Raw genomic sequence first — 7,476 nt, 5'->3', positions numbered from 1 at the left:
ACGATAAAGCGAATGAAGTGCTGGAAAAGCCGCCCAGATCCAACAGCACCTTTGCCCGGGCGATGCTGCATTCTGACCGGCGACTGGTGACGTTGGGCGACCGGTTCTTTAATTTTACCCGCTTAGGAAAAGTGCTGAATAGCACCAATGAAATGCTGAGTAAGGGGCTATTCTCGGTGATTTCAGGGGTGCCGTTTGATCAGGCGGTTGATTTGTCGGTATCACAACTTAAGGAGGGTAATGCGTTTCGGCAACAGGTATTGGAGAGACTTAAGAGACCGGGTTCTGAGGAGCGGTTGGAAAAAAGTAATCAATATCAGTCTGATTTTAAAAAATTTGCTGACAGCGTCGAAGGAGAGCCGGTATTAAAAAAATCCCGGATTAAATGTTTAGTCTTATTTTTTAATGGGCTGGAGTATGCCAATCAGCTAAAAGAGAGTAAGGGGGATGTTAAAAGCCATGCTCAGGTGACCGCCGCGTTTTTAAGCACACTGAGTACGGCAATGGAGATTGTCGAGCCGATGGTGAAGCACGGCATAGAAAATATGGCTGCCACCGACACCATTAAATTTATCGGGTCGAGTGCGGGCACGCTCGCTTCCGCACTAAATCTGGGGGTAGATATCAGTGATTTTGAATCTGAATTGCATGGCAGACGGCGTTGGCAGTATTTTGGATTAATTAGTTGCAAAATTGGAGTTGATATTGGCTCGGTGATAAAAGCATCCAGTGAATTTTTGGAAGGATTGTTGGGGATATTGGTAAGGAAAGGATTGAAAGGTAGAAATGTTGTGGAAATTATATTAGATAGACTGGGGCCTTTAGCTGCTGGTAGGTTTATTGGTTTTTTCTGTAGTTGGCAAGTCATGCTTGGAATGCTTATTCTTGAGTGGCTGGTTTCATTGTATGTCGATAATGATTTACAGAAATGGTGCCGTAATTGTGTTTTTGGGTTAGAACCGGTGAAGGGTTTAGAAGCCACGCAATGGATTTACCCTGAATCACTAAAAGATAAGTTGTATGAAGAACAAAGTAAAAACTTTGCCGACGCAATTAAGGTGCTTTCATGAATACATATGAATTTTTAAAAGATCCTATTGACTTTGAAGAGATAAAAAGTCAGAGAAGCAGTCTTGATACATGGATCGAGGTTAAGCGGGAAAGAATTCAGCGTCGTCCGGAAGATAGAGAGGAGGTAGAAAAAGCGATAGAGGAGCTTCAAGCCAAAATCCCTGAACTGGATGCAATATTGGCAAAAGAACCACCATTACCAGAATTGCCCCCGCGTAAACCATTAATCAAAGTAAGTGGTGTATTGGAGGAATTCGAGACGCTCTGTGTCAAAGGCTATTTTACTGAACGCGAATATGCCCCTGAGGAATTTGCCCGTAAGGAGGAGAATGAACAGTTTGGCGCTTTATTACTTGCGATGATGGGGAATACCTCTTGGGCTGCGGTGAATTTACGGACTAAGATAAGGTTGTATAACGATTATCATTTTGTGCAAGGAAAAATCAATGGCATTCCTTTTTATGGTTGGTTGGGGTTGACCACAGTAAAAAGAGGTGATTATGTCGAGTTAGTTGTGACGGAACAGGAAGCGCATTATGCTGTTTATGCGCTGACAAAGCCTGAATTGAGAACTATTTCTATTATTCCTTGGTGTAATAAAGGTATTCGGTCAAAGGCATGGGATGAAGTATTTTATACTTGCTGTATATTTCTTCTTATTGCTGTTGTTTGTTTGGGAGCTATTCTTTTTCCAGATGGTAGCAGTTTTTGGGATGGAGCAGATATTTTTACCTTATGGCTTATGTTTTTTGCTGTGGTATTTTCTCTCTATTCATTCGTTGTGAGCATCAAAAAGCCGTGGAAGTCAATTAAACTGGCTCAGGATATTTTCTCAGTATTAGGCTTTCCTAATCCGCAAGATATCAGCCTTGAGAAGTTAACCAAGAAAAGGCTGAGAGAGATGAAATCTAATCCATCGCCTGAAAACAGTGAAGAAGTATTGCCGGATAAATACTGTTTTATGAGCCATTAYTACTATTACTGATTTAAGTAATTAAATAGTGAATGTTGGTTATGTAATAAAGTAAAAATTTTGCCGATGCAATTAAGGTGCTCTCATGAATACTTATCAGATGTTAAAAGGTGCTATTGACTTTGAAGAGATAAAAAGTCAGAGAAAACGTCTTAATACGCAGATAGCAGTTAAGAGAGAAATAATGATTCCGCGCTATCCTGAAGATAGAGAGGAGGTTGAAAAAGCGATAGAGGAGCTTCAAGCCAAAATCCCTGAACTGGATGCGATATTGGCAAAAGAGCCGCCGCCGCCGGAATTGCCCCCGCGTAAACCATTAATTAAAGTGAGTGGTGTGCTGGAAGAGTGGGAAATACTCTGTGTCAAAGGCTATTTTTCTGATCGTGAATATGACCCCGAAGAATTTGCCCGCCGGGAGGAGAATAGGCAATTTGGTGCATTATTGCTGGCGATGTTGGGAAATACGTCTCAGGCCGCAGTGAATTTACGGACTGAAGTGCGATTGAGTGAAATATGTCATTTTGTGCAGGGGAAAATCAATGGTATCCCTTTTCATGGTTGGATAGGGTTGACGACAGTCAAAACAGGTGATTATGTTGAATTAGCGGTGACCGATCAGGGAGAATATTATGTCGTCTATGCATTAACAAACCCTGAACGCAGAACGATTTCTATCACGCCGTGTTGTAATAAAGGGAGACGATCAAAAGCATGGGATGAAGTCTTTTATACTTTCTGCGTATTTTTTATGATCGTAGCTATTTGTCTTGGTGCTATCTTTTTTTCAGGTGGGGGCAGTTTTTGGGATGGACCAGATCTTTTAACCTTATGTATTATGGTTGTGGCAACCGTATTTTCTTTCTATGCATACTTTGTCAGCCTCAAAAAACCGTGGCCGTCAGTTAAACTGGCTCAGGATATTTTCTCCGTGTTGGGTTTCCCGAATCCGCAGGATATTAGTCTTAGTAAATTAACCAGGAAAAAGATTGAGGAAATGAAATCTAATCCATCGTCTGAAAACAGTGAAGAAGTATTACCGGATAAGGTTTGTATCCTGAGCCATTACTACTATTACTGATTTAAGTAATAGGATGGAGCTAAAGATTTATGGGATAGTCCTCAGAATTATCTACGCTGGGTTGTAGAGATATTAAAAGATTACTTGTCTTTGGAGAATCCAGTAATGAATTATCCAACGTGAAGTTTTGTCTGTTTTTATTCGGTTTGTTTGTAATTTTGTGTAAATCAAGGAGTTTTTGTGAAACAGATCTATAAAATGGTTTGGAAAGGTCTTGCTATTAATCTGTTGACATATTAGAGGCGCGAGGGGTATTTGTATCATGATGGCCGCTGAACATTATTTCTCTTATCGTAAGACAAAAGATCGTTATTTCTTTGCAGAGAAATTAGGAGGCTTTTTGTTAACGCCGACCCCGTTGAGTAAACCCCTCTTTTTGCCTTATGGATGTATCAGACGAATTGAGGAACGTGAAAACAGTGTGTTGATTACCGTGAATTTAAATAAGCACATCGACATCGTATGCTCAAAGAAATTTATTGATAGAGATGGTGTTAATAAAGTTATTCAAACGCTTTTGCAGGCGGCGTCGAAAAATGAGGGCGATAATATTATTACGCTGAAAATGTGAAAAATTTATTCTTAATGATATAGGGTTCATGATGTTTGAAGGTGTTATTCGCCTGGGCGATAAGCTCAGTAGCGGCGGTGAAGTGATTTCCGCTTCCTCTTCTATCGAAATTGACGGTAAAAGAGTCGCTTTATTAAATGATTTAGTCAGTTGTCCGCTAAAAGGRCATGGTATTAACCGTATTGTTAAAGCTGATTCTCAATGTATTTCCGAGGGTAAACCCGTCGCATTTGATAAAGCGCTTTGCCAATGCGGTTGTTATGTTATTTCCAGTACGACCAAAGCCGGAATAGGGGAGTCATCATGATGGCCTGGGATATTCCGCAATCTTATTCCGTACACCGGCCTGAACCGCCAGTCTGGTCGCTTTGGTGGCGTCTGTTCAGTATGGCTTGTTTCGCTGTCGTAGTGGCGGCCGGCAGTGTCTGGTATCTGTTTAAAGATCCCGCCAGCCTGCTTTATGCGCTGGTCGCTTTAGCCGGAATAACAGCACTGTTCGGCGTGATTGCCGGCTGGCGGCTGTTTCGTTACGGCGTCGAACTGGAGCAAGCGGAAGTGCTGACACAAGAGAACGCCTGGCAGGAGGCTCGCTGGCAAGCGTGGGCTTCGCAGGCGATACGGGTTGTGGATTATGGCGCGTTTTTTCCGCCGGAAGTGCCCTCACCGGCGGATAGGGAGGTATTAGTCAATGGTGATAGTGCACTGGTATTGCCCCCTTTTTCCAGTTACCTCAACTTATTTGAAAATTTACTGGGAGAGATGCGGAGTAGTTTGATGGCGTATGTGGCTAACCATAAGGTGAATGTCTATTTTCCATTAGACAGGCCCGAAATCGTCGTATGGGAACAATTCTGTCAGGTTTGGGCGGAACTGGGGCTGCCTTTGTCTCAACTGCAAGGTCCGATAAAACTCAAAGCCGATTATACCCAGCAGATAAGCGACTGGTTGACCACGGAAACCAAAGGATTGCAGTTGGTTATAACATGGTGTTGGGCAGGCAATAAAACGCCGGAGGCCGTCAGTGAGGGCGCGGTGATTTGGCTACTGGCGCCTCCCTCTTCTCCATTGTCGGCGAAATGCTGTCTGCATCGGCCTATGGTTACTGTCGCAGCGGAGGCCGGGCARAGTGTGGCCCAGTTTCTGCGTTATCAACGTCCTGCCATCACTGCCGGGACATTGTGGTACAACGATGCCGACTCATCGGAGAAAGATAAGTTGTTAATTCGGTTTAATCAGATATTGCAAGCCTTGCCATCATCCGTACAGCAGAGCGYACCGGCAACGCCTGATCAACAGTTCGTCCCCCATTGGCTTGGGAAATCAGGGCCATATGCGGATTGGTTTGCATTAACGCTCGCCATGAAAATGGCCGAGTATCAACAGGCGCCACAGCTTTTTCTGCTAGCGCACCATGCCACGTTACAACTGGGGACCCTCTCCCCGCTGAACCATGTCACTTCATCARGGGATCTCTATGTTTAAGGCTTTTATTACCCGTAATTTGGGAGTCGGTCTGGTCACCAGTTTGATCGCACTGGTATTGGGCGGATTGTTATCTTTCTGGGGCGATCGATTCGGGTTGTCTACTCAGGCCGTCAAAATAATYGTTTGGATTGTCAGTATGGTGGGTGTGATATGGCTGTTGAATCTTTTTCGGGATTACAAACAGCGTCTGCCTGTACAGGAAATCGCGGTTAAACCGCTCGTAGAGCAAGCTGTACTTTCAGAAGCGCCATTTTATTTTCAACGGTTGCAATATCAGCTTCGTCGGCGTTATGGCCCCTTTTGGCGTCGGCGGGTCTGTATTTTGTTGGTGATGGGGCAACGGGAACAGGTGGAAGCGATTGCCCCCAGGCTGACAGCACAACACTGGCAAGAGGGCGAGCATAACCTGTTGCTGTGGGGCGGCAGTTTGCAGACGCCGCCGGATAAAGCGCAGTTACAGGCGTTGCGCCAACTGCGTCGCCGTCGCCCGCTGGATGGGGTGGTGTGGGTGATGACCGAAGACCAACTCAGCCAGCGGACGCAGATAGAGACCGCGTTGCGCATGCTGGAGAAACAGGGCCAACAGCTGGGCTGGCAGGCGCCGGTGTATGTGTGGAATGTGCGTCACAGCCACTGGGACCAGCGCGACCGGCCAACTCAGACGGTGGGYTGTTTTCTGTCAGAAGAGGGGACGGCTGAGAGGCTGGCGCAGGGTCTGGATAGCCTGATACCAACGCTGGCGAGCCGGGGCATGGGACAGGCAATAGCGGAAATCCGTCACGATTTTCTGTTGCGGCTGGCGCAGTCATTGCGGGATGGCGGGGTGACGCGTCTGGTGACACAGTTGACGCCGTTGCTGGACCGGCCGCCGTTGGGGTTGGCGGGAGTGACGTTCAGTTTACCGCTGCCGGTACCGTCAGGGATGGTRGAGCATGGCTGGCTGGTGGATGCCAGCTGGAATGGYGTGCTGGAACAGGTGCGCGATATCCGGGGACAGGCGGTGGGTTTCCCGTGGGAGAAGAGCGCCCAGTGGGGGGTGATAGCGCTGGCGGCATTGTGGGGCGTGGGCAGTGTGACTTCATTTTTTGCCAACCGTCATCAGATAGCGGTCAGTCGTGAACGAATCAGCGAGGCCGGTGACCCTCAGGGAGCTTTATCGGCCCGTCTGCTCAGTCAGCATGACTTGCAATTGCAGATTGACCGGTTGCAGCACCAGTCAGCGCATGGGACACCGTGGTACAGCCGTTTTGGGCTCAATCAGAATGATGCCCTACTGAAAGTGATGTGGCCGGTGTATCAACGCAATAATGCCGAGCTGATACGTGATGCCGCTGCCCGGTTGCTCCATCAGCGTCTGACCGAACTGGTGAATCTGCCGGCGGGCAGTGCACAGCGTCATCAGCGTATCAATTCGGCGTACAACCAGTTGAAAGTGTATCTGATGATGGCTCAGCCGGCAAAAGCCCAGGCGGCCTTTATGCGCCGGGTGTTGATGGAAAACTGGCCGCGGCGGGCCGGGGTGACGGATGGCTTGTGGCAAAACAGCGGTGAGGCATTAGTGACTTTTTATGCGGAGAATTTGCCGCGCCACCCGGAGTGGAAAATCAGCGTGGATAACGGGTTGGTCGGTGAAGTGCGTCAGATATTGCTCAATCAGCTTGGGCAGCGTCAGGCGGAAACGGTGCTGTACCAGAAAATATTGCAACAGGTGGCTCACGGTTACGGCGATTTAAGGCTGGCGCAGATGACCGGGGCCACCGACGCGAGCCGTCTGTTTACCACCGATAAGGTAGTACCGGGGATGTTTACCCGTCAGGCGTGGGAGGGGCAGGTACAAAAAGCGATAGCGCAGGTGGTGGCTGCCCGGCAGGAGGAGATTGACTGGGTGCTCAGTGACGGTCGTCAGCCGGTATTGAAGGCGGTTTCACCGGCGGAGTTGAAAGCCCGATTGACGGAACGTTATTTCACCGATTTCGCCGGGGCGTGGCTGAACTTTCTCAACAGTCTGCGCTGGAATAAAGTGCATAACCTTGCCGACACCATTGACCAGTTAACCTTTATGGCGGATGTGCGTCAGTCGCCGTTGATTGCCCTGATGGACACGCTGGCTTATCAGGGCGAAACCGGCCGGCAGGGGACGGCGTTAGCGGATTCGCCGGTGAAATCGGCACAAAACCTGTTCCAGAAAAGTAAGCTGCCGGCGATTGACTCGCCCCGCATGCCATCGGGGCCACTGGATAACGCGTTTGGCCCGTTATTAGCGCTGATGGGCAAAAGCCCGGCGGATAACGGGATGAC

At 47.8% G+C, this 7,476-nt stretch carries 7 protein-coding genes; all 7 read left to right on the top strand.

What is annotated here, in order from left to right:
* Nucleotides 1–1,070 (top strand): T6SS effector BTH_I2691 family protein (locus tag D3222_RS23030; protein WP_304598683.1); only part of this gene is annotated, 1,070 nt, incomplete at its 5' end.
* Complete coding sequence (locus D3222_RS23025; RefSeq protein WP_118988188.1) at nucleotides 1,067–2,056, top strand: putative type VI secretion system effector; 990 nt, start codon at nucleotides 1,067–1,069, stop codon at nucleotides 2,054–2,056. The genes D3222_RS23030 and D3222_RS23025, both read left to right, overlap by 4 nt.
* Before the next feature lie 73 nt (nucleotides 2,057–2,129).
* Complete coding sequence (locus D3222_RS23020) at nucleotides 2,130–3,122, top strand: putative type VI secretion system effector (protein ID WP_118988187.1); 993 nt, start codon at nucleotides 2,130–2,132, stop codon at nucleotides 3,120–3,122.
* Nucleotides 3,123–3,384: 262 nt separating this feature from the next.
* Nucleotides 3,385–3,693 carry a hypothetical protein gene (locus D3222_RS23015; RefSeq protein WP_198672906.1) on the top strand — a complete coding sequence of 103 codons (309 nt, stop codon included), beginning with the start codon at nucleotides 3,385–3,387 and terminating at the stop codon, nucleotides 3,691–3,693.
* A gap of 28 nt (nucleotides 3,694–3,721) precedes the next feature.
* Nucleotides 3,722–4,000, top strand: a complete 279-nt coding sequence (locus tag D3222_RS23010; RefSeq protein WP_118988186.1) for a PAAR domain-containing protein — start codon at nucleotides 3,722–3,724, stop codon at nucleotides 3,998–4,000.
* Nucleotides 3,997–5,175, top strand: coding sequence for a hypothetical protein (locus D3222_RS23005; RefSeq protein ID WP_232832641.1), 1,179 nt, complete (start codon nucleotides 3,997–3,999; stop codon nucleotides 5,173–5,175). The genes D3222_RS23010 and D3222_RS23005 overlap by 4 nt, the downstream gene beginning before the upstream one ends.
* Nucleotides 5,168–7,476 (top strand): ImcF-related family protein (locus tag D3222_RS23000; protein ID WP_118988185.1); only part of this gene is annotated, 2,309 nt, incomplete at its 3' end. The genes D3222_RS23005 and D3222_RS23000, both read left to right, overlap by 8 nt.

The organism is Photorhabdus sp. CRCIA-P01 (genome assembly GCF_003545805.1).
GTDB classification, from domain to species: domain Bacteria; phylum Pseudomonadota; class Gammaproteobacteria; order Enterobacterales; family Enterobacteriaceae; genus Photorhabdus; species Photorhabdus antumapuensis.
This window is presented reverse-complemented; position numbering and strand designations above follow the sequence as displayed.